The sequence below is a fragment of the Brevundimonas albigilva genome (assembly GCF_023573565.1).
In the GTDB taxonomy this organism is placed as follows: Bacteria; Pseudomonadota; Alphaproteobacteria; order Caulobacterales; family Caulobacteraceae; genus Brevundimonas; species Brevundimonas albigilva.
This window is the reverse complement of sequence record NZ_CP097649.1, coordinates 3163706-3183350: the sequence shown is the minus strand read 5'-3', so window position 1 is coordinate 3183350 and position 19645 is coordinate 3163706. Positions and strand designations below refer to the sequence as shown.

At 70.1% G+C, this 19645-nt stretch carries 22 protein-coding genes and 1 tRNA gene; 11 read left to right on the top strand and 12 right to left on the bottom strand.

What is annotated here, in order from left to right; all coding sequences use genetic code 11:
- Positions 1-207 (top strand): KTSC domain-containing protein, encoded by a 207-nt coding sequence (locus tag M8231_RS15940; protein WP_249749243.1) that lies wholly within the window; start codon positions 1-3, stop codon positions 205-207.
- Here M8231_RS15940 and M8231_RS15935 read toward each other — a convergent pair.
- A complete protein-coding gene (locus M8231_RS15935) occupies positions 152-1366 on the bottom strand; it encodes a benzoate/H(+) symporter BenE family transporter (RefSeq protein ID WP_250201931.1) in 1215 nt (404 codons plus the stop codon). The genes M8231_RS15940 and M8231_RS15935 overlap by 56 nt on opposite strands.
- A gap of 74 nt (positions 1367-1440) precedes the next feature.
- On the opposite strand from M8231_RS15935, the gene M8231_RS15930 reads away from it, so the two are divergent.
- Complete coding sequence (locus M8231_RS15930; RefSeq protein ID WP_249751822.1) at positions 1441-1845, top strand: VOC family protein; 405 nt, start codon at positions 1441-1443, stop codon at positions 1843-1845.
- 4 nt (positions 1846-1849) lie between these two features.
- On the opposite strand, the gene M8231_RS15925 is transcribed toward M8231_RS15930, so the two are convergent.
- Both M8231_RS15925 and ald read right to left on the bottom strand, forming a co-directional pair.
- Entirely contained in the window at positions 1850-2671 is an 822-nt protein-coding gene (locus tag M8231_RS15925) for an enoyl-ACP reductase FabI (RefSeq protein WP_249751821.1), read from the bottom strand.
- Positions 2672-2741: 70 nt separating this feature from the next.
- Positions 2742-3860 (bottom strand): alanine dehydrogenase, encoded by a 1119-nt coding sequence (ald, locus tag M8231_RS15920; RefSeq protein ID WP_250201930.1) that lies wholly within the window; start codon positions 3858-3860, stop codon positions 2742-2744.
- A 148-nt stretch (positions 3861-4008) separates the two neighbouring features.
- Here ald and M8231_RS15915 point away from each other — a divergent pair, with 148 nt between their 5' ends.
- On the top strand, positions 4009-4485 hold the full coding sequence (locus M8231_RS15915) for an Lrp/AsnC family transcriptional regulator (RefSeq protein WP_249751819.1): 477 nt from the start codon (positions 4009-4011) through the stop codon (positions 4483-4485).
- Between the two features lie 2 nt (positions 4486-4487).
- Here M8231_RS15915 and M8231_RS15910 read toward each other — a convergent pair whose 3' ends face one another.
- The 8 genes from M8231_RS15910 to nepR form a co-directional block, all read right to left on the bottom strand.
- Entirely contained in the window at positions 4488-5801 is a 1314-nt protein-coding gene (locus M8231_RS15910; RefSeq protein WP_250201929.1) for a GSCFA domain-containing protein, read from the bottom strand.
- Positions 5801-6703, bottom strand: coding sequence for a WcbI family polysaccharide biosynthesis putative acetyltransferase (locus M8231_RS15905; RefSeq protein WP_250201928.1), 903 nt, complete (start codon positions 6701-6703; stop codon positions 5801-5803). Before M8231_RS15905 ends, M8231_RS15910 begins: the two co-directional genes overlap by 1 nt.
- Before the next feature lie 78 nt (positions 6704-6781).
- The gene (locus M8231_RS15900; RefSeq protein WP_250201927.1) at positions 6782-8233 is read right to left on the bottom strand and encodes an NAD-dependent succinate-semialdehyde dehydrogenase; all 1452 of its coding nucleotides are present in this window, start codon (positions 8231-8233) and stop codon (positions 6782-6784) included.
- Between the two features lie 40 nt (positions 8234-8273).
- Positions 8274-9929 carry an MFS transporter gene (locus M8231_RS15895; RefSeq protein ID WP_249751816.1) on the bottom strand — a complete coding sequence of 552 codons (1656 nt, stop codon included), beginning with the start codon at positions 9927-9929 and terminating at the stop codon, positions 8274-8276.
- Between the two features lie 119 nt (positions 9930-10048).
- Complete coding sequence (locus M8231_RS15890; protein ID WP_249751815.1) at positions 10049-10186, bottom strand: entericidin A/B family lipoprotein; 138 nt, start codon at positions 10184-10186, stop codon at positions 10049-10051.
- Positions 10187-10276: 90 nt separating this feature from the next.
- Positions 10277-11935 carry a sensor histidine kinase PhyK gene (gene phyK / locus M8231_RS15885; protein ID WP_431307139.1) on the bottom strand — a complete coding sequence of 553 codons (1659 nt, stop codon included), beginning with the start codon at positions 11933-11935 and terminating at the stop codon, positions 10277-10279.
- Positions 11936-12037: 102 nt separating this feature from the next.
- Positions 12038-12649, bottom strand: a complete 612-nt coding sequence (locus M8231_RS15880) for a sigma-70 family RNA polymerase sigma factor (protein ID WP_249751811.1) — start codon at positions 12647-12649, stop codon at positions 12038-12040.
- Positions 12646-12849, bottom strand: coding sequence for an anti-sigma T factor NepR (gene nepR, locus M8231_RS15875; RefSeq protein ID WP_249751810.1), 204 nt, complete (start codon positions 12847-12849; stop codon positions 12646-12648). The genes M8231_RS15880 and nepR overlap by 4 nt, the downstream gene beginning before the upstream one ends.
- 201 nt (positions 12850-13050) lie before the next feature.
- On the opposite strand from nepR, the gene phyR reads away from it, so the two are divergent.
- Positions 13051-13845, top strand: a complete 795-nt coding sequence (gene phyR / locus M8231_RS15870) for an anti-anti sigma factor/receiver protein PhyR (RefSeq protein ID WP_249751809.1) — start codon at positions 13051-13053, stop codon at positions 13843-13845.
- A gap of 69 nt (positions 13846-13914) precedes the next feature.
- Here the strand turns inward: phyR and M8231_RS15865 are convergent, their stop codons facing one another.
- Positions 13915-14262, bottom strand: a complete 348-nt coding sequence (locus M8231_RS15865; protein WP_250201925.1) for a hypothetical protein — start codon at positions 14260-14262, stop codon at positions 13915-13917.
- 315 nt (positions 14263-14577) lie between these two features.
- On the opposite strand from M8231_RS15865, the gene M8231_RS15860 reads away from it, so the two are divergent.
- The 7 genes from M8231_RS15860 (at position 14578) to hisS (ending at position 19572) form a co-directional block, all read left to right on the top strand.
- A complete protein-coding gene (locus M8231_RS15860; RefSeq protein WP_250201924.1) occupies positions 14578-15597 on the top strand; it encodes an NADP-dependent oxidoreductase in 1020 nt (339 codons plus the stop codon).
- 14 nt (positions 15598-15611) lie between these two features.
- Entirely contained in the window at positions 15612-16019 is a 408-nt protein-coding gene (locus M8231_RS15855; RefSeq protein WP_249751806.1) for a hotdog family protein, read from the top strand.
- 4 nt (positions 16020-16023) lie between these two features.
- Positions 16024-16281 (top strand): hypothetical protein, encoded by a 258-nt coding sequence (locus M8231_RS15850; protein WP_249751805.1) that lies wholly within the window; start codon positions 16024-16026, stop codon positions 16279-16281.
- 21 nt (positions 16282-16302) lie between these two features.
- Entirely contained in the window at positions 16303-17322 is a 1020-nt protein-coding gene (locus M8231_RS15845) for a fumarylacetoacetate hydrolase family protein (protein WP_250201923.1), read from the top strand.
- Positions 17323-17370: 48 nt separating this feature from the next.
- Entirely contained in the window at positions 17371-17901 is a 531-nt protein-coding gene (locus tag M8231_RS15840) for a CcdC protein domain-containing protein (protein ID WP_250201922.1), read from the top strand.
- A gap of 47 nt (positions 17902-17948) precedes the next feature.
- Positions 17949-18033 (top strand) — tRNA-Leu (locus M8231_RS15835).
- A 48-nt stretch (positions 18034-18081) separates the two neighbouring features.
- Positions 18082-19572 carry a histidine--tRNA ligase gene (gene hisS, locus M8231_RS15830; RefSeq protein ID WP_250201921.1) on the top strand — a complete coding sequence of 497 codons (1491 nt, stop codon included), beginning with the start codon at positions 18082-18084 and terminating at the stop codon, positions 19570-19572.
- Positions 19573-19645 lie beyond the last annotated feature (73 nt).

The following is a 19645-nucleotide window of genomic DNA, read 5'->3' as shown; positions in this document are numbered from 1 at the left end:
ATGCCCTCCAGCGTGATCCGGCGGTTCGACTATGACCCATCGCGGCGTCGCCTGAGCGTGACCTTCACCTCGGGCGACCGCTACGACTATCAGGCGGTGCCGCCGGAGGTCGCCGACGGCCTGCGCGGCGCCGTGTCCAAGGGCCGCTTCTTCAGCGCGCGGATTCGCGATCGCTATGCGTTCGAGCGTCATCCGAAGACGGAATAGGCCGGATCCACCGCAGGGCGGCCAGCGCCGCGAAGCCGACGACCAGACCCCAGAAGGCCGCGCCGAGGTCGAACAGGGCCAGGCCCGAGCCCGTGGCGGCGAAGGTCAGGACGGCCGCCTCCCGCTCAGCCGTCTTCGCCAGCATGGTCGCCAGCGCCCCGGTCAGGGGCGCGACCAGGGCCAGGCCGGTGATGATGGCCAGAACGGCGGGCGGCATGGCGATGAACAGTCCCGCCAGCGGCGCGGCGAACAGGGCGACGACGACATAGAAGCCGCCATAGACGACGCCGACGATCCAGCGCCGCGCGGGGTCGGGATGGGCGTCCGGCCCGGTGCAGAGGGCGGCGGTGATGGCGGCCAGATTGACCCCGTGCGCCCCGAACGGCGCGGCGACGACGCTGGCCAGGCCGGTCGCCAGGATCAGGCGGTTGGCGGGCGGCTCGTATCCGGCGGCCCTCAGCACGACCAGCCCCGGCAGGTTCTGCGACGCCAGCGTCACCAGGAACAGCGGCAGGCCCAGGCTGACGGCGACCTTCGTGTCGAAAACGGGCATGACCGGCGACAGCGTCCCGAACAGGCCGGTTCCCGGCGGCAGGCCGATCTGGCCCCGCAGCGCCAGGACGACCACGGCGGCGCCCAGCACGGCGGGCAGGGCCCAGGCGGGCCACAGCCGCCGCGCGACGATGAAGACCGCCAGCAGGCCGACCGCCAGCGCCGTCTCGGTCGGCACGACCGCGAACAGCCTCAGCACGAAGGGCAGCAGCACCCCCGCCAGCATGGCCGAGGCGACGGACGCCGGAATGCGCTGCGCCAGCCGTCCCAGGGCGGGCAGCAGGCCGGTCAGCGCCATCAGCCCGCCGGCGACGACGAAGGCCCCCACCGCATTGGCCCAGCCCAGCCCGAGCGTGGAGGCGGCCAGCAGCGCCGCGCCCGGCGTGGACCAGGCCAGCACCACAGGCATGCGCAGCCGCCAGCTCAGCAGCGCGCCCGGCAGCCCGATTCCCAGGCACAGGGCCGTGACCATCGACACGATCTGGGCCGGCGTCGCGCCGAACGCCTGCCCGGCCTGGACCACCAGGGCCACGGTCCCGCCGAAGCCGACGACGGTCGCCACTGCGGCGGCGGAGATGCTGGAGGGCGGAAGGCGGGACGGGTTCATGGCCCCGGCTTAGGCCGGGACGCCGCGCGCCGAAAGGGGTGGAACGGCCGGCCCCGACCGGTAGTTGAACCGCCATGTTCGACCACACCGGAATCGTCGTCTCGGACCTGAAGGCCGCTCGCCGCTTCTACGACGCGGTGGCGGCCGCGCTGAAGCTGCAGACCATCAGCAACTCGCCCGAATCCTTCCTGTTCGGCCACAGCGCCGACCAGCCGATCCCCTATCTGTGGATCGGGACCACGCGGCCGTCCTACTGGGTCGAGGGCTCGCGCGCCGGGCGGAACCAGATGCACGTGGCCTTCGTCGCCGAGGACAAGGCGATGGTCGACGCCTTCCATCGGGCGGCGCTGGCGGCGGGCGGCCGCGACAACGGCGCGCCCGGCCCCCGCGAAGGGGCCGGGGACTATTACGGCGCCTTCGTGCTGGACCCGGACGGCAACAATATCGAAGCCTGCTGCCGGGGCGCGGCGGCCCGCTGAGCGATCAGCCCTCGACGTCTTCGGGCAGGCCGACGGCGTGGAAGCCGGCGTCGACGTGGACGACCTCGCCCGTGGTCGACCGGCCCAGGTCCGAGCACAGCCACAGGGCGGCGCCGGCGACGCCTTCCATCGAGGTCTCTTCCTTGATCAGCGAGAACTGCGCCGACTTGGAATGCAGGCCGCGCCCGCCCGAGATGCCGGCCAGGCTAAGAGTGCGCATCGCGCCGGCGCTGATCGCGTTGACGCGGATGTTCTTGGGCCCCAGGTCGCGGGCGATATAGCGGGTCGCCGCCTCCAGCGCCGCCTTGGCCACGCCCATGGTGTTGTAGTTCGGAATGACCCGTTCCGACCCCAGATAGGTCAGGGTGATCATCGACCCGCCGTTCGGCATCAGCCTGGCCGACCGCTTGGCCACGTCGACGAAGCTGAAGGCCGAGATGTTCATGGCCAGCAGGAAGCTGTCGCGGGTGGTGTTGTCGACGAACGAGCCCTTCAGCTCGTCCTTGTTGGCGAAGGCCACCGAGTGGACGACGAAGTCGATCGCGCCGAATTCCTTCTCCAGCTCCTCGAAGGCCTTGTCCATCGAGGCGTCGTCGGTGACGTCGGCCTGGATCAGCAGCTTGGCGCCGACGCTTTCGGCCAGCGGGCGCACGCGCCGCTCCAGGCTTTCGCCCAGGTAGGTGAAGGCCAGTTCGGCGCCCTGGGCCGCCAGCTGCGAGGCGATGCCCCAGGCGATGGAGCTGGAGTTCGCGACCCCCATGATCAGGCCCTTCTTGCCCTTCATGAGGTCGCCGGTCGGCATGTCCCAGCCTTCGGAAGCGGCCATGGTTCGTCTCCTGATGATTTGGCGGAGGGTTAGCAGGGGCCGGGCCGGACCGGAACCCTCCGCGTCGTCGTCAGCCGTGCGCCCAGACGCCGAACGGATCGGACCATTCCAGGCCCAGCGCCTGGGCCACCGCCGGATAGGTGATCTGGCCCTTCAGCACGTTCAGGCCGCGCGCCAGGTGCGGGTCCTTCTTCAGGGCGTCCAGGCCGTGGTCGGCCAGGGCCAGGCCGAACGGCAGGGTGGCGTTGTTCAGGGCCTCGGAACTGGTGCGCGGCGCCGCGCCCGGCATGTTGGCCACGCAATAGTGGACCACGCCGTCGATGACATAGGTCGGGTCCTCGTGCGTCGTCGGCCTGGAGGTCTCGAAACAGCCGCCCTGGTCGATGGCGACGTCGACCAGCACCGAGCCGGGCTTCATCTTCGCCAGATGCTCGCGCTTGACCAGCTTGGGCGCCGAGGCGCCCGGCACCAGGACGGCGCCGATGACCACGTCGGCCTTGACGATCTCCTCGTCGATCGCGCCGATCGAGGAATAGCGGGTGATGACGCGGCCGCCCGTGACCTCGTCGATATAGGCCATGCGCGGGATCGAGCGTTCCAGCACCACCACCTCGGCGCCCAGGCCCATGGCCATGCGCGCCGCGTTCAGGCCGACGACGCCGCCGCCCAGCACCAGCACCCGCGCGGGCGCCACGCCCGGCACGCCGCAGAACAGCAGGCCCATGCCGCCGTTGTGCTTCAGCAGGGTCTCGGCCGCCGAGAAGACGGCGATCCGGCCGGCGACCTCGGACATCGGCGCCAGCAGCGGCAGGCCGCCGCGCGCGTCCGTCACGGTCTCATAGGCGATGGCGGCGCATTTCGACGCCAGCAGGCCCTGGGTCTGTTCGGGATCGGGCGCCAGGTGCAGGTAGGTGTAGAGGATCTGGTCCTCGCGCAGCATCTCCCACTCGACCTTCTGGGGCTCCTTGACCTTCACGATCATGTCCGAGCCCGAGAAGACGGCTGCGGCGTCGGGGGCGATGCTCGCGCCAGCCTTGCGATAGTCCTCGTCGGTGAAGCCTGCGCCGGCCCCGGCCCCCGCCTGGACCATGACCGAATGGCCGCGGGCCGCATATTCGCGCACCGCCGTCGGCGTCAGGCCGACCCGGTGTTCATTGGTCTTGATCTCGCTGGGAACGCCGACGCGCATCTGTGTCTCCTCCGGGAAAAGGGCCTTCCGCCTGTTCCCGGCGGACCGCCTCGTCGATCGCACTTATATCGCCCAGCGAAACGCAGATTCCTGTTCATTTCGCGGCGAGGGGTGCAGAAAGCGAAGAATCCGCCAGGGAAAGCCGCAGATGAAGACCGTTTCCGCCGTCGAACTGGATGCGACCGACAGAAAGATGCTCCGCCTGCTTCAGGAGGACGGCCGCATGACCAATGCGGACCTGGCCAAGCGGGTGGCCCTGTCGGAGAGCGCCTGCCTGCGCCGCCTGCGGGCCCTGGAAGGGGCGGGGGTGATCCGCCGCTACGCCGCCGTCATCAACGAGCGGGCCGTCGGCCTGCCCATCAGCGTCTTCGTCACCGTGACCCTGTCGTCGCAGTCGGAGGCGGCGCTGTCGGCGTTCGAGCAGGCCGTCGCCGCCGTGCCGGAGGTGATGGAGTGCTATCTGATGACCGGCGGGGCCGACTATCTGCTGCGGCTGGTGGTCCGCGACGTCGACGACCTGGAGCGCCTGCACGCCAAGGCCCTGACCCGGCTGCCCGGCGTCCACCGCGTCTCCTCCAGCGTGGCCATGCGCCCCGTCGTCAAGCGCGGGGCGCTGCCGGTGTGACGTCAGGCGGACAGCCAGTCGATCCATTCGGCGAACCGGTCCGGCGCGTCCGGACGGCGGCCCTGACGAAACTCGTCGGATCGCACCAGCGACAGGGCGAAGCTTCGTCGGTCCGAAAACGTACGCCGGTGGAGCGTGATCACCTCCTCGGATTCCGGCGCCCTTTGCAGGAAGAGGCGGTAGCCGTCGCGCACCTCCTTGACGGACAGGCCCAGGGCTTCTCCCTCCTCGGCCAGGACCGGGGCGTCCTGACGCCGTATGCGACTGCCTTGAAGGGCGGCTTCCAGCACGTCCTCGTCGCAGATGACGTCGCTGTGCCCGCCGGTGTCGAACACCGGCGCGGCGGCGGCTGCGGGATCGGCGCCTTCGCCCCGGATGAAGTGCCGTTCGAACACGCGCATCACATGGGCGACGCCGAGGTCCTTCACCTCCCGCAGATCCTGGGCGTAGTAGCGCCCGGCCCCGCCCGGTCCGGTGATGATCTCGAACGACGGGAAATAGACCACGTCATCATGGGAATCCGCCGCGTGCTGAGCGGCGACGCGGAGCACGGACTTGCTGTACACCGTCGACTGCAGCACGTGGCGATCCTCGAAGGTCGCCTTGAGCGGCACCGGGGAGACCGTCAGGATGATGCGGACGCCGGCGTTGACCGACCGCGTCTTCGTCACGAACAGATCCAGATCGGCGATGACCTCGTCGACCTTGAAGTTGACCGGCTCGAACAGGGCCGGATCGAAGGCGCCGCCGGCCACGCCGGGGGCCGTGGGATAGACGGCGCCCGTGGCGATCGACCGCCATGCTTCCGTCAGCCCCAGGGTGAAGACCAGCACGTCGGCTTCCTCGAACACCCGCCGCACCGCGGCCAGATGTTCGGCGCGCGACGCCCGCAGCGCGTTCAGATCGGCGAAGCCCTTCGGGTCGATCTGCGGCCGAAAGGGGTCCACCAGCCGGTCGTCCCGCTCCCACGCCTCGTCGAACGTCGCGTGACCGAAGGCCCGATCGAACAGCTGAACCGCCTGGCGAACCGTGTAGATGTTGCCATAGCGGGCGGAGAAGACGCCGTAGTTCGCCGCCTTGGCCTCGGCCGCCGGCAGGGACGCGGGCGCCGCTTCAGGCACGAAATAGTTGAAGCCGGAGGCCTGCAGCCGACGCGAGATGTGCTGGGCGAAGCAGCTGCCCATCGTCGCCACCTTGTCGGAGGCGGAAATCATGAACGGCGCCCTGGACATCGGGTCCATCTGGGCCGGATGCACCCAGGTGACGCCCCGGCTCCAGAAGCAGTGATCGGGAAGCGAGCTGTAGGGATTGCTCATCAGGCGGCGATCTCGCGAAGTATGGACCTGAATTGCGGCGTGTCGGCCATGGCGCAGGTCACCGGGCCGTCCGCAGCGTCCAGAGCGCGGAACTGCGCCTCCAGATAGTCGTCCAGGGTATAGAGGACGTCGCCGATCTTCCACAGCCAGCTGGGCTGCAGGCCCAGCGCCTCCGCGACGCCCGGATAGACCGGCCAGATCGGCCCCAGACTGAGGGCGTCGGGCACCATGTCCTCGAGCGGCTGGCGAAGGTCCGCCTCGGCCGCCCCCAGCCGACGCGCCACGCCGCGCGCCAGTTGGGCGATCGCCGCGATGTGCGGGTGGTTGAAGGTGTGCATGAAGAGCCTGCCCGACGCCTGGAGCGGCAGGAAGTAGTCCGTGAACGGAATGGTCGTGGCGGCGAAATCCGCGCGGCTCTCCGCCACGGCCTTGGTCCAGTATCGGTCGTATCCCAGCGCGCCCATCGTCCGTTGCGTGAAAAGGCGTCGCGCGTCGCGGGCGGTCAGGCCCCGCTTCCACGCCCAGACCCCAATGGCCGATTGATAGGGCACGCCCGCCAGGACGTTGATCCGCGTCTGGCCCGCATAGGCGATGGTCAGGTCGGGATGGAAGCCGGCGAAGTGAATGCTGGGAATAATCACGCACTTGGTTTCGTCGAATCCGTGCTCGGCCGCCATCTGCGCGCGCAGGTCGGGCGGCGCGGAGGTCACGACGATGTCGGCGTCCGCGGCTGCGGCCGCGGCGTTCGCCTTGCCCTCCTCGGAATATAGCCAGTGAAGGCCCGTCACCGTGTCCCGAGGCAGCAGCAGGTCAAGGCAGGCGGTCAGTCCCCCGGTCTGGCAGTTCGCCAGAACGAAGATCCGGCGGCCGTCTCGAACCGGGGGAGGAGGGAAGTCGCTCAACGTCGTCGATCCGAGTGGTGGGGGGCAGCCGCCGATTATCAGCAAAGCGACGTCGACTTCCACCCCTTCACGTCGGACCTAGCGCAACGCCAGGGTCACGGCCTTGACGTCGACGTATTCGTCGATGCCGTGGATCGAGCCTTCGCGGCCGTAGCCGGACTGCTTGACCCCGCCGAACGGGGCGACGGGGGTCGAGATCAGGCCGGTGTTGACGCCGCACATGCCGGCCTCGATGCGGCGGCCGATGCGCATGGCGCGGTCCAGGTCGCGGGTGAACAGATAGGAGGCCAGGCCGAACTCGCTGGCGTTGGCCTTGTCCAGGACCTCGTCCTCGGCATCGAAGGCGAAGACCGGGATCATGGGGCCGAAGGTCTCTTCCTCGCGGAACAGCCGGTCGTCGCCGCCCAGGGTCACGGTCGGCTGGAAGAAGCGGCCGCCCAGGGCGTGCCGTTCGCCGCCGGTCAGGACGCGGCCGCCGTCGGCCTTCACCGCCGCCACGTGCTTCTCGACCTTGTCCAGGGCCTTCTCCTCGATCAGGGGGCCGACCTTGACGCCGTCGTCGAACGCGTTTCCGACCGGAATCTTCGCGACCTCGGCGGCCAGTTTCTCGGCATAGGCCTCGGCGACCGGACGTTCGACATAGACGCGGTTGGGACAGACGCAGGTCTGGCCCGAGTTCCTGAACTTGCCCTTGATGGTCTCGGCCACGGCCAGGTCCAGGTCGGCGTCGGCGAAGACGATCAGGGGGGCGGCGCCGCCCAGCTCCATCGACACCCGCTTCAGGGTCGGGGCGCACTGTTCGGCCAGCATCCGGCCCACGCCGGTGGAGCCAGTGAAGGACAGCTTGCGGATGTCGGGGCTGTCGGTCAGCGCCTTGCCGATGGTCGCCGCGTCGCCGGTGACGACCGACAGGGCGCCGACGGGCAGCCCCGCCTGATAGGCCAGTTCAGCCAGGGCGATGGCGGTGAAGGGCGTCTGGCTGGCCGGCTTGACCACGGCGGTGCAGCCGGCGGCGAAGGCCGGACCCAGCTTGCGCGTCAGCATGGCGGCCGGGAAGTTCCACGGCGTGATCAGGGCGCACGGACCCACCGCCTCGCGGTAGGTCAGGATCAGATGCCCCAGCGGGCTGTCCTGGGTCTCGCCGATCAGGCGCTCGGCCTCGCCGGCGAACCATTTGATGAAGCCGTTGGCGTAGGCGACCTCGCCCTTGGCCTCCTCGAACGGCTTGCCGTTCTCCAGCGCCATCAGGGCGCCCAGCCCCTCGGCGTTCTCGTCGATCAGCGCCGCCCACTTGCGCAGGAAGGCCGCGCGCGCGTGCGGGTCGGACCGGGACCAGGCGGGAAAGGCCTCGGTCGCGGCCTGGATCGCCCGCCGGGTCTCGGCTTCGCCCAGGTCGGGCACATGACCGATCACCGCGCCGGTCGCCGGATCGTCCACGGCGATCCCGCCGCCGTTCGCCGCAATGGGCTCCCCGGCGATCAGGGCGTGCTGGCGCAAAAGGTTGAGGCCGGCGTCGCGAGGACTGGTCATGAAGGCGCTCCGATGTCTGGGTCCGAGCCCTAGAACGCGCTCAGGCCCCGATGGTGTCCAGGTCGCGCCCCTTGGTCTCGGGCATGAACAGGACGGTGACGACGACGGCGATGACGGTGAAGACGACCGAATACCACAGGCCGAAGTAGATGTTGCCCGACGCCGCCGCCAGGGCGAAGCTGGCGGCCGGCAACAGCCCGCCCACCCAGCCGGTGCCGATGTTGTAGGGCAGGCTCATGGCCGTATAGCGCACCCGCGTGGGGAACAGCTCGACCAGGGCCGCGGCCTGGGGGCCGTAAAGCGCGCAGGCGGCCGTCATGAAGACCATCAGGATCAGGAAGACCATCGGCAGGTTGATCCGCGCGGGATCGGCCCGGTCGGGATAGCCCGCCGCCGCCAGCGCGGCCTTGATGCGCGCCTCGACATCGCCGCGGGCGGCCTTCAGCTGGGCGGGCGTCAGGCGGGCGCCGTCGACGGAGGCGACCTCGGCCGCCCCCACCCGGACCAGGGCCGTGGCCCCGGCGGACGCCGCGACCGTGTCGTAGGAGACGCCGGCGTTGGTCAGTATGGTCTTGGCGATGTCGCAGGCGCTGACGAAGGCGGCCTTGCCGACCGGATCGAACTGGACCGCGCAGGTGGCGGGATCGGCCACGACCGTGACCGGCGCGCGGGCCTGCGCCTCGGCCAGGGCGGGGTTGGCCGCGCGGGTCAGGGCGTGAAAGCCGGGGAAGAAGGCGACCAGCGCCAGGATCATGCCGAACAGCATGACGGGCTTGCGCCCCACCCGGTCCGACAGCCAGCCGAAGAAGACATACAGAAAGGCCGAGGCCAGCGAGATGGCCAGGATCAGGCCGTCCACCGTCGCCACGTCCACCTTCAGCATCCGCTCCATGAAGAAGCGGGTGTAGAAATAGCCGCAGTACCAGACCGCCCCTTGCGCGAACATGACGCCGAACAGGGCGATCAGGACGAAGCGGCCGTTCTTCCAGGTCAGGAAGGCCCCGCGATAGGGCGCGCGCCGGGCGCCGCCCTCGGCCTCCATGCGGCGAAAGGCCGGGCTCTCGTTCAGCTTCAGCCGGATCCACAGCGAAATGGCCAGCAGCAGGCCCGACAGCAGGAAGGGGATCCGCCAGCCCCAGGCGTCGAACGCCTCGACGCCCACGATCAGGCGGGTGACCAGGATCACCACCAGGGCGCCGATCAGGCCCAGGGCCGCGGTGGTGTTGATCCAGCTGGTCATGAAGCCGCGGTTGCGGGGCTGGGCGTGCTCGGCGACATAGATGGCCGCGCCGCCGTATTCCCCGCCCAGGGCGAAGCCCTGCAGCACGCGCATCAGCAACAGCAGCGCCGGCGCCAACAGGCCGATCTGGCCGTAGTCGGGCAGCAGGCCGATCGCCACCGTCGCCAGGCCCATCATGGTGATGGTCACCAGGAAGGTGGTCTTTCGCCCCACCCTGTCGCCGAACCAGCCGAACACCAGGGCCCCCAGGGGCCGCACCACGAAGCCGACGCCGAAGGTCAGCAGCGCCAGGACATAGCTCGTGGCCTCTCCCACGTCGGCGTAGAAATGGCGGGCGATGACGGTGGTCAGCGAGCCGAAGATGAAGAAGTCGTACCACTCGAACGCCGTGCCGGCCGCGGAGGCCCCCACCACGGTCTTCAGGCCCGGCTCACGGGCGGCGGCGGCTTGGGCCATCTGTCCTCCGACGCCATCTGACGGGCGCTTCCGGGACCAAGCCTAGCCCTGGCGCGCGCATACGAAAAGGCCCCGCCGCAGGGTGCGACGGGGCCCTGAACGTCTGGCTCAGGCCAAGATCAGCAGACGCGGCCTTCGGCGCAGTTCTCGACGGCCTGACCGGCGGCCTGGGCGTCTTGGCCGACGCCGGAAACGGTGTTGCAGGCGGCCGTGGTCAGGGCGGCGGCGGCGGCGAACAGGACGAAAATCTTGCGCATTCTTTTCTCTCCGACAATCCCGGCGCAGGAATGGCCGGTTCCGTGGCAGTCAACGCCACCCAGGCTTGGCGGTTCCGCACCGTGAAGCTTTTAAGGCGCTTCTTCCGGGTGAACGGCCTCGGGCGTGGCGAACGTCATGCGCGCGATGGTTCCGCCTCCGGGCGCGGGGAGCATCTGCGCCTCTCCCCGCAGCTGTTTGGCGAAGGCGCCCATCAGGGTCCGGCCCACGCCCACGTCGTCGTCGGACGGCACGCCGGGGCCGTCGTCCTCGACCTCCAGGACGCTGGTCGCGCCGTCGACGCGGAAGCGGACCTTCAGATGGCCGCCGCGCCCGGCGAAGGCGTGCTTCTGGGCGTTGGACACGGCCTCGACCAGCCACAGCGCCAGGGGGGCCAGCTTGTCCGGGTCGACATACAGGGTGTCGGCCTCGACCGAACTGACGACCATCGGCCCGCGCCCGGCTTCGCTGGCGATCAGCTGGCCGACCAGCTCGGTCAGAAAGACGCGCGCGTCGGCGTGGCGCACGTCGTCGCTCTGGTACAGGGTGCGGTAGATCAGGGCCAGGGCCGAGATCCGCTGGCGCGTGTCGCCCAGCGCCGCCTTGGCCGAGGCGTCCGCCACCGCCCGCTGCTGCATCGACAGCAGCGAGGAGATGATCTGCAGGTTGTTCTTCACCCGGTGGTGGATCTCGCGCATCAGCGCGTCCTTTTCCGCCAGGGAGTCGGTCAGCGACCGGTCGCGCACCGTGATCGCCTCGGCCATCTCGTCCAGGGTGCGGGCCATGACCCGGATTTCGGACGGGGCGTTCATGGCCTGGATCGGCCGCACCGAGAAACGCCCCTTGGCGTAGATGGCGGCGACCCGCTCCAGATAGTCCAGCCAGCGGATGAACAGCCGCTCCGACAGCAGCATCACCGCCGCGAAGGCCGTCAGCCACGCGCCCAGCGGCAGCAGCAGGGCGCCGATCGGATTGAGCCGCGCCCACGACAGCAGGCCCGGCGACGGCGCCGAGATCAGCACATAAAGGTCGCCGCCCGCCAGCGCAGCGCCGGCGTAGTCGCGGCGCTGGCCCCGGCTGTCCCGCGCCTCGAACACCGCCGCCCCGTCGTTGCGCGCCCGCTCGACCCAGCCGGCCACGTCGCCCCCGCCGGACAGCTGGAAGGCGCTGGCGTCGCTGGCGGTCAGCAGGCGGCCGGCGCCGTCGGTCAGGGCCGTTTCCGATCCCTGGGGCAGGGCGGGGTCGCGGGTGTCGGGCTGCAGCGTGGTCAAGGGGATGACCGCCGCCATGGCGCCGTCGAACCGGCCCATCGGCCGCTCGGCGCGGATGGCCACGATCAGCGCGGGCGGATAGTCGGAATCGACCGGGGCGCGCATGACCACCATGTCCTCGCCGGCCCGCAGGCGCTCGAACCAGCCGGACTGGCCGGCCGGGGCGACGCCGGACCGGAAACCCTCGTCGCGGCCGGACGCGCAGACGGCCTGGCCGGTCGGGCTGACGCGATAGAGGCCTTCATAGCCTTCCAAATCGTCGACCAGGGCCGAAAGACGCGGGGTGCAATAGGGGCCGAGCGCGGCGGGGCTGAGCGCGCGCAACAGCACCTGCGTGCTGTCCAGCCGCGCCTTGGTGGACGCCGACGACCGTTCCGCCGCCAACTGCAGGTTGACGCGCCGCGCCTCGGCCTGCTGGCGGAAATCGGCCTGGGTCTGGATCAGGCTCAGGATGAAGATCGGCAACAGGGCCGCCGCCATCGCCAGGCCCAGGCGAAAGCGGATGCCCTGAAGACGGTCCGGCCGCCAGCCGAACCGTCGGGCGGGAGATCGCCCCGTCGTTCTGGTTTCGGCGGGCACCCGCTAGTCCCGGGCGCCGCTCAGGCGATCCGCTTCCCCCAGGATTGTGCGCATGGCGTCGCCCGCGGCCTGGCCGTCGCGCGCGTAGCCGCCGCGTTCCAGCGTGGCCAGCAGCGCCCGACGCGCGCGGCTGACGCGGCTCTTGACCGTGCCGACCGCGCAGCCGCAGATCTCGGCCGCCTCCTCGTAGGCGAAGCCGCCCGCCCCGACCAGGATCAGGGCTTCGCGCTGCTCCTCCGGCAGGGTCTTCAGCGCCTGGCGCAGTTCGTCCAGGGCGACGGGCGCCTCGGGATCGTCCACCGCCACCAGGGTCCGCTCGGCCGCTTCCTGGTCCAGCTGCGACTGGCGCCACGACCGGCGCTTCTCGGAATAGAACTGGTTGCGCAGGATCATGAAGGTCCAGGCCTTCATGTTGGTGCCCATTTGATAGCTGGCGCGCGCGTCCCAGGCCTTCATCATGGCGTCCTGCGCCAGGTCGTCGGCGGCGGTCGGATCGCCGGTCAGGGTGCGCGCGAAGGCGCGCAGGTGCGGGATCAGGGCGACGAGTTGGGTCTTGAAGGCGTTGTCGTCGCTCGACGGCGGCTTGGGCGCCGCGCCCAGACGAGAGGCGCTCATGCGCCACCCTCGCCCGAACGATTGTCCGCGCGCTTGAGGATGTCCAGGAATTCGTCGGGGACCGGCTCGTTGACGACCTCGTCGAACATGTGCCGCAGCTTGACCCCGATGGCCTGCTGTCGAAGCCGGGCCTCTTCAAGACCGGCCGTCCCCGCCTTTTCATCGACCTTGCGGTGCGGGGATTCAGAAGAATTAGTCATAGACAGAACACCGCCCACCCAACATGCAGTGCAGAAATGCAGCGTCGATAACGTCGCCCCCCGGCGGGGGTTCCTGCCTTACGACCTTTTAATGCTCAAGCTTGATCGTTTCGCCGGAACCGTGACGCCTTTGGCACGTTTCGTTCCGCTGTAGCGCCTCTCCTTGGGTTGGAGGGGCCATTAGTCGGGGAATTCCGGAATATGAGCCTTCTGGCCAGACTTGCGCCGCACCTGCCCTATGTCCGCCGTTACGCTCGCGCGCTGACCGGGGACCAGGCGACCGGCGACAATTATGTCCGCGTCGCGCTGGAGGCGCTGGCCGCCGGCGAACAGCAGCTGTCGCCGGACATGACGCCGCGCGTGGCGCTGTATCACGTCTTTCACGCCATCTGGGTGTCGACCGGCGCCCAGCTGGAGGACGCCAGCGGGGTCGAGGCGCGCGACGACGCCTCGCGCCGCCTGCTGCGCATCGCGCCGCGCTCGCGCCAGGCCTTCCTGCTGACGGCGCTGGAGGGGTTCACCCCGTCCGAGGCGGCGCAGATCCTGTCGGCCGACCCGCGCGAGGTCGAACGCCTGATCGGCGAGGCCCAGTCCGACATCGACGCCGAACTGGCCACCGACGTGCTGGTGATCGAGGACGAGGCCATCATCTCGGCCGACATCCAGAGCCTGGTCAAGGAACTGGGGCACCGGGTCACCGGCGCCGCCACCACCCATGACGAAGCCATCGACGCCGTGGCCCGCCACAAGCCCGGCCTGGTGCTGGCCGACATCCAGCTGGCCGACGGCTCGTCCGGCATCGACGCGGTCAAGGACATCCTCAAGAGCATGGACGTGCCGGTGATCTTCATCACCGCCTTCCCCGAACGCCTGCTGACCGGCGAGCGGCCCGAGCCCACCTTCCTGATCACCAAGCCGTTCCAGCCCGAGACGGTGAAGGCGGCGATCAGCCAGGCGCTGTTCTTCCATCCGTCGCGCCAGAAGCAGGCGGCCTGATCCGACGGAACGGTTCAATTGAAAAGGCCCCCGGAGCGGCGCTCCGGGGGCCTTTCTCTTGTCTGTCGATCAGTTGGAGGGTTCGGTCGGGGCGTTGACGTTGGGCGCCTCGCCGGTGGGAACCGGCTGGGCCTCGCCCGTCGGGCCGGTGGGCGCGTCCGGCGTCGGCGCGGCGGCGCCTTCACCCTGGAAGGCCTGGGCGTCCACCGCCTGGGCCCCGTTGTTGGCGTTGGTCTGGGAGAAGCCGCCCTGGCTGACCAGCCACAGGCCCAGCAGCACCACGGCGGCGGCGCCGGCCGAGATGATCAGCAGCCACAGGATCCGCACGCCCGGCCGCCCCTGGCGCGTGTCGCGCGCGTCCACGGGATGGCCCTGGCGCGGCGTGTCCGGGGTTCGGTTGGGGTCGAGTTGAGTCATTCAGGCCTCCCGCCTCTTGTCCTTGGGTCGGCTGTTGAACGCCGGTCAGGCTTGGCTGTTCCGAAAGCGGAAAAAACCTGTCCGGCGTCGGAACCGCCGTCAGCGGGCGCCGTTATCGGGATGCGGAGGCGGCGACGCCCCCCGACTTGATCGGCCCCAAAACCGATCTGTCGCCTCCGCGCCTCATTCTCGATGATGCCACTCCCAAAGGCGGTCCGCACGGACCGCCTTTTTTCTTTTCTTGCGCACGCGTCTCGACGGCGCCCGCGCCTGCGCTAGTATGCGTCCTGAATGAAAACGCATGGGAGAGCCGACATGGCCCGAACCAATCGTCAGTGGGTGCTGCGTCAACGGCCCAAGGGGGTCGTTCAGGACGGCGACCTGGAACTGGTCGAGAGCCCCATCCCGGACCTGAAGGAGTCCGAGGTTCTGGTCCGCACCGTCTATCTGTCGCTGGACCCGACCAACCGCACCTGGATGAACGACGCCGAAGGCTATCTGCCGCCGGTGGGCCTGGGCGACGTGATGCGCGGCCTGACCCTGGGCGTGGTCGAGGACAGCCGCTCGGAACGGTTCAAGGTCGGCGACGTGGTCATGCCGATCTCGGGCGGCTGGGCCGACTATGCGGTCGTGCCCGAGGCCGGCCTGCGCCCCGTCCACCGCGCGCCGGGCCTGCCGCTGACGGCCAATATGTCCGTGCTGGGGATGACCGGCCTGACCGCCTATTTCGGCGTCACCGACGTGCTGAAGGCCCAGGCGGGCGAGACGCTGGTGATCTCGGCGGCGGCGGGCGCCGTCGGCTCCATCGCCGGCCAGGTCGCCAAGCAGCGCGGCTGCCGCGTCATCGGCATCGCCGGCGGCCCGGAGAAGTGCGCCTGGCTGACCGACGAACTCGGCTTCGACGCCGCCATCGACTACAAGAACGAGGACGTGGGCGACGCGCTTGACCGGCTGGCCCCGGACGGGATCGACCTGAACTTCGAGAACGTCGGCGGCGACATCATGATCGCCGTCTTCAACCGCCTGAAGGTGCACGGCCGCATGGCGGTCTGCGGCCTGGTGTCCTCGTACAACGCCACGCGGATGCCGCCGGCGCCGAACTTCGGCCGGATCATCACCCACCGCCTGAACGTCCAGGGCTTCCTGGTGCTGGACTACGCCCCCCGCGCCAAGGAGATGGTCGCCGAGATGGGGCCGTGGCTGGCGGACGGGAAGATCAAGTGGAAGGTCCACGTCGACGACGGGCTGGAAGGCGCCGTCTCCTCGCTGAACCGCTTGTTCACGGGCGATCACGACGGCAAGCTGCTGGTTCGCGTCTCCGAAGAACCGGCCTGAAGGATCGACCGCCCATGAGCGACCCGCTGCTCGTCCATTTCGAGGATCTGGAGGTGGGGCAGGTCGTTCCCCTGGGCGCCTGCGCGGTCGACCAGGGCGCGCTCGACATCTTCGTCGAGCGGTTCCAGCCCGGCTGGGACGTCGCCTATGGCGCGCCGGACGCCCTAATCTATGTGCTGTGGAGCCGACTGGCCGCCGACAAGGCCGCCGGGTGGGCCCAGACCAAGGTGCTGGCCGTCGACGGCCTGCGCTATATGCGCAATCCGCCGGCGGGCGAGCTGCTGCGCGGGCGGATGACGGTGATGGGCAAGGATCCGGTGGGCGACGAGAAGGGCATCGTCATCGCCTCGCACGACCTGCTGGACGAAGGCGGCCGGCTGGTATTCTCGGGCCTGACCCGCGCCCTGTTCTCGCGGCGCTGACGCCATGACCGACGAACTGGACGCCATGGCCCAGGAAGAGCTGGACGCCGCCTGCGCCCTGCCGTTCGCCGACATCCGCAAGGTCACGCCCTGGGGCGACAGCTTCGCCGGCTTCGCCCCCTCGGGCCGCGCGGTCGAGGTGGAGCGCCGCTATCTGTGGGCGGTCGAACCGAAGGGCGCGGTGGTGGTCGAGGTCGAGGTGCGCGACCCCGCCGCCCGCGCCGGCGCCGAGGCCCGGACCCTGCTGCTGGCCCCCGACTGATTTTCGGTCTAGGCCTTGGGCATGAAACTCGCCTCGCTCAAGCACGGCCGCGACGGCCGCCTCGTGGTCGTCTCCAGCGACCTTCACTGGTTCACCGACGCCTTCCTGATCGCGCCCACCCTGCAGGCGGCGCTGGACGACTGGGATCGCTGCGAACCGCTGCTGCGCGCCCTGGCCGAAAGCCTGGAGCACGAGGCCGTGCCGCGCGGGCGCTTCCGCGAGCACGAGGCCGCCAGCCCCCTGCCGCGCGCCTATCAGTGGGCGGACGGCTCGGCCTATGTGAACCACGTCGAACTGGTGCGTAGGGCGCGCGGCGCCGAGATGCCCGAGAGCTTCTGGACCGACCCGCTGATGTACCAGGGCGGGTCCGACGGCTTTTTGGGCCCGCGCGACCCCATTCCGCTGGCCGACCCGGCCTGGGGCTGCGACCTAGAAGCGGAGATCGTGGTGGTCGTGGGCGACGTGGCCCAAGGCGCGACGCGGGAAGAGGCGCTGGCCGCCATCCGCCTGGTCGGCCTGGTCAACGACGTCTCGCTGCGGAACCTGATCCCGGCCGAACTGGCCAAGGGCTTCGGCTTCGTCCAGTCCAAGCCCGCCAGCGCCTTGTCGCCCGTCCTGGTCGCGCCCGACGCCCTGGGCGACCGCTGGAAGGACGGCAAGCTGCACGGCGAGCTGTCGGTGCAGCTGAACGGCCGCGACTTCGGCAAGGCGGACGCCGGGGTCGACATGACCTTCGACTTCGGGACCCTGATCGCGCATCTGGCCAAGACGCGCGCCTTGAGCGCCGGCACGATCATCGGTTCGGGCACGGTGTCGAACCGCGACGCCGACGGCGGCCCCGGCCGTCCGGTCGCCGAGGGCGGCCTGGGCTATTCCTGCATCGCCGAGGTCCGCACCGTGGAGACGATCCTGCGCGGCAAGCCCGAGACGCCCTTCCTGGCCCACGGCGACACGGTGCGGATCGAGATGCTGGACGCGCGTCACCACTCGATCTTCGGCGCCATCGAACAGAGCGTGGAGCCGCTTTCGCGCAACGCCTGACGCGGCTAGTCTGGCCCCGGCCTCAAGGGGGAGGTCGGGGAAGAGATCATGTCGCCGCAACAGTGGATTCCGCTGGCCGTCATTCCGGTCGTCATCGTTCTGGTCCTGCTGCGCAACCGCAGGCGGCGCGTCCTGCGCCCGAACCTGCTGTGGGTCATGCCGGCGATCGTGGGACCGCTGATCCTGCTGGGCGTGTGGGGCTCGACCCGCGCCGTCGGGGCGTCGCCGTTCGGCCTGGACGTCTGGGCGATCCTGCTGGTCGGGGCGGTGCTGGGCGGCGTCGCCGGCTGGTGGCGCGGCAAGACCATCACCATCGAGAAGGAGCCCGACGGGTCGCTGCGGTCCCAGGCCTCGCCGCTGGGCCTGGTGCTGGTGGTGGCCCTGTTCGCCTTCCGCGGCGTGCTGCGCCCCCTGATCGAGAGCCACGCGGCCCAGTGGCATCTGAACGCCCTGGCCGTCACCGAGGCCTTCCTGGTGTTCGCCCTGGCCCTGATCGTGCTGCAGCGCGTCGAGATGTTCATCCGCGCCCGCCGCATCCTGGCCGGCCGCCCGGACGACCACGTGGAAGTCGCGGCCTAGTCGCCGCTTTACGCCGCCCGCGTCCGTGTGGCATGAGGCGGCCCAATGCGGGCGTGGTGAAATTGGTAGACGCGCCGGACTCAAAATCCGGTTCCGAAAGGAGTGTCGGTTCGACCCCGACCGCCCGCACCACCATCCTCTTCGGTTGCGACCGCGCGTGCCTTGGCTTAAGCGCGCGCCATGAGCACCGAAGGCCCCCTCCGCCCCCTCGCCCGCAATCCGCGCGGTTTCGCCGACAAGCGCGGGCGCGACCTGTCCGCCGAACGGCGCATCGTGCGCCAGGTGTCCGAGGTCTATGAGCGCTGGGGCTTCGAGCCGCTGGAGACGCCGGCCTTCGAATACGCCGACGCCCTGGGCAAGTTCCTGCCCGACGCCGACCGGCCCAACGAGGGCGTCTTCGCGCTGCAGGACGACGCCGGATCGGACGAGCCGGGCGACTGGATGGCGCTGCGCTACGACCACACCGCGCCCCTGGCCCGGTTCGCGGCGCAGTCGTGGGAGACCCTGCCCAAGCCCTTCCGCCGCTACGCCTATGGCCCGGTGTGGAGGAACGAGAAGCCCGGTCCCGGCCGGTTCCGCGAATTCTGGCAGTGCGACGCCGACACCGTGGGCTCGGACCGGCCCGAGGCCGACGCCGAGATCATCGCCATGGCCTGTCAGGGCCTCCAGGCCGCCGGCCTGGCGCCGGGCCAGGCCCAGATCCGCGTGTCCAACCGCAAGCTGTTCGACGGCCTGTTCGACGCCGGCGGCGTGACCGAGGCGGGCCAGCGGCTGACGGCGCTGCGCGCGATCGACAAGTTCGACCGCCTGGGCTGGGACGGCGTGGTCCAACTGCTGGGCGAAGGCCGGCTGGACGAGTCGGGCGACTACACACGGGGGGCGAACCTGCCGGCCACGGTCAAGGGCGCCGTCGAGGCCTTCCTGGCCTCGGCCAACACGCCGGGCCTGACCCGCGCCCAGACCCTGGACGCCGTGGCCCGATCGGGCGACCTGGGCGCGGCGGGCGAGGCGGCCCTGAACGAACTGGCCGCCATCGACCGCGCCCTGAACGCCATGTCGGTCGACCCGGCGGCGGTGACCTTCGACCCGACCATCGTGCGCGGCCTGGAATACTACACCGGCGCGGTGTTCGAGGCCGAACTGCTGCTGGAGACGGCCGACGACAAGGGTCGCCCGGTCCGCTTCGGCTCGATCGGCGGGGGCGGCCGCTACGACGACCTGGTCGCCCGCTTCACCGGCCAGAGCGTGCCCGCCACCGGCTTCTCGTTCGGCGTCTCGCGCCTGGCCTCGGCCCTGCGCGCGGCCGGGCGGGGCGACGCCGACGCCGTGCGCGGCCCGGTGGTGGTCATCGTCTTCTCGGAGGACGACATGGCGCACTATCTGTCGGCCGTGGCCGAGCTGCGCGCCGCCGGGATCGCGGCCGAACTCTACCTGGGCCGGGCCGGCATGAAGGCGCAGATGAAATACGCCGACCGGCGCGGCGCCCCGGCCGCCGTCATCCTGGGCGGGGACGAGATCGCGGCCGGACAGGTGACCATCAAGGACCTGGACGCCGGCCGCGCCGCCGCCGCCGGGATCGCCGACAACGAAGCCTGGAAGGCCGAGCGTCCCGGACAGGTCGTCCTGCCGCGCGCCGAACTAGTCTCCGCCATCCGCCGCATTATCGAATAAGCTTCGATAAATAGTCTCGCCAAGGATGAGTTATCAGCGATAAGTCGACGAAAGTTCGATTTGCGGCGAAACC